Consider the following 1,868-nt stretch of genomic DNA (forward strand, 5'->3'; position numbering starts at 1 on the left):
CGCCGCGCTCGCGGCCGCCTCGGCCGCCGCGGTCCCGTTCGCCACGGCCCCCACGGCCGCCGGCGCGCGGCTCGTCCTTGATCGAACCCCAGTCGACGCCTTCCAGCGTGATCTCCTCGGGGACCTTGCCGATCAGCTTCAGCACCTTGTCGAGGTTCTTGCTGTCGGCCGGCGTCACGATCATGAACGCCTCGCCCAGGCGCCCCGCGCGGCCGGTCCGGCCGATCCGGTGCACATAGTCGTCGGCGTGGTGCGGCACGTCGTAGTTGAACACGTGGCTCACGGCCGGGATGTCCAGGCCGCGGGCGGCCACGTCCGAGGCGCAGAGCAGGCGCAGCTCGCCGCTGCGGAACCTCTCCAGCGTCCGCATGCGGGTGGACTGGTCCAGGTCGCCGTGGATCGGGGCCGCGTCCAGGCCGTGCTTCTGCAGCGACTTGGCGACGATATCGACCTCGGATTTGCGGTTGCAGAAGACGATGCCGTTCTTCACGTCGGCCCGGTCGATCAGCATGCGCAGCGCCGTGCGCTTGGCTTTGGGGTCGGCCGTCGGGATACGGACCAGAACAACGTCTGCTTCTTGGCCGGGGTCAGCTTGAAGATCCGTTCCAGGTCCGGGATGAAGCCCATGTCCAGCATGCGGTCGGCTTCGTCGACGACCATGATCTGGACGCCGGTCATCAGGAGCTTGCCGCGTTCGAAGTGGTCGAGCAGGCGGCCGGGCGTGGCGATCAGGACGTCTACGCCACGATCCAGCTTCTGTTCCTGGTCGCTGAAGGAGACGCCGCCGATCAGCAGCGCCCACGAGAGCTTCTGGCCCTTGGCGTACTTCTCGAAGGACGCGGCGACCTGGTCGGCCAGTTCGCGGGTGGGAGCGATCACCAGCGCGCGCGGCATGCGCGCCTTGGAACGGCCGGCCGCCAGCCGATCGATCATCGGCAATGTGAAGGCGGCGGTCTTGCCGGTGCCCGTCTGGGCGATGCCCAGCACGTCGAGGCCCTGGAGGGCGACGGGGATCGCCTCGGCCTGGATGGGCGTGGCGGTGGTGTAGCCGGTCTCGGCGACGGCGTTCAGGGTCGCGGCCGAGAGGCCAAGTTCGGAAAATTCGGTCATTCGCTAACGAGTGTGCGGGGCGCTCCCGCAAGACGGGTATGCGCGACGCGGCGGCGCGGACGGACATCGCCGCGCGCGCGGAACATACGGCGGACGGTCCCGCTGTCAACGCACGCCGCTACGGCAGGTTCAATGGCCGCATCCGCAACCGACGGCCCCGTCGGGTTCATCGATCTCATATCGACGATCTTTCAGTCGCCTCCGGCAGCCCTGCAAGCGATCAAGCGCCGACGCGGACCGGAAACCGCGGCGTGTCGACGAAGCGGGCGCCCCGGATCGCGCTAGATGTCCAAGTCGGCGACCGCGAACTCGGCGTTCTCTTGGATGAACTGGAAGCGGGCCTCGGGCTTGCGGCCCATCAGCCGCTCCACCAGATCCTCCACCTGCTCCTCGGCGCGGGGCAGGGTGACCCGCGCTAGGGTGCGGGTCTTCGGGTCCATGGTGGTTTCCTTGAGCTGGGCGGGCATCATCTCGCCCAGGCCCTTGAACCGGCTGATCTCGGGCTTCTTGCCCTTGAACTCGCTGGCCAGCAACTGCTCGCGGTGCTCGTTGTCGCGGGCGTAGACCGCCTTGCCGCCGTGACTGAGGCGATAGAGCGGCGGCAGCGCCAGGTAGAGGCGGCCGGTGCGGATCAGGTCGGGCATGGTCCGCCAGAAGAAGGTGATCAGCAGGCTGGCGATGTGGGCGCCGTCCACGTCGGCGTCGGTCATGATCACGATGCGGTCGTAGCGGAGGTCTTCCTCCTTGAACTTCGACCC

At 68.3% G+C, this 1,868-nt stretch carries 1 protein-coding gene and 1 pseudogene; both read right to left on the minus strand.

All coding sequences use genetic code 11. From position 1 onward, the window contains the following. Positions 1-1,110: pseudogene (locus Q0L11_RS20685) on the minus strand (DEAD/DEAH box helicase); the annotation flags it as partial. A gap of 281 nt (positions 1,111-1,391) precedes the next feature. Next, positions 1,392-1,868 (minus strand): toprim domain-containing protein (locus tag Q0L11_RS20690; RefSeq protein ID WP_296599776.1); only part of this gene is annotated, 477 nt, incomplete at its 5' end.

Source organism: Phenylobacterium sp. (assembly GCF_024508875.1).
Taxonomy (GTDB): Bacteria; Pseudomonadota; Alphaproteobacteria; order Caulobacterales; family Caulobacteraceae; genus Phenylobacterium.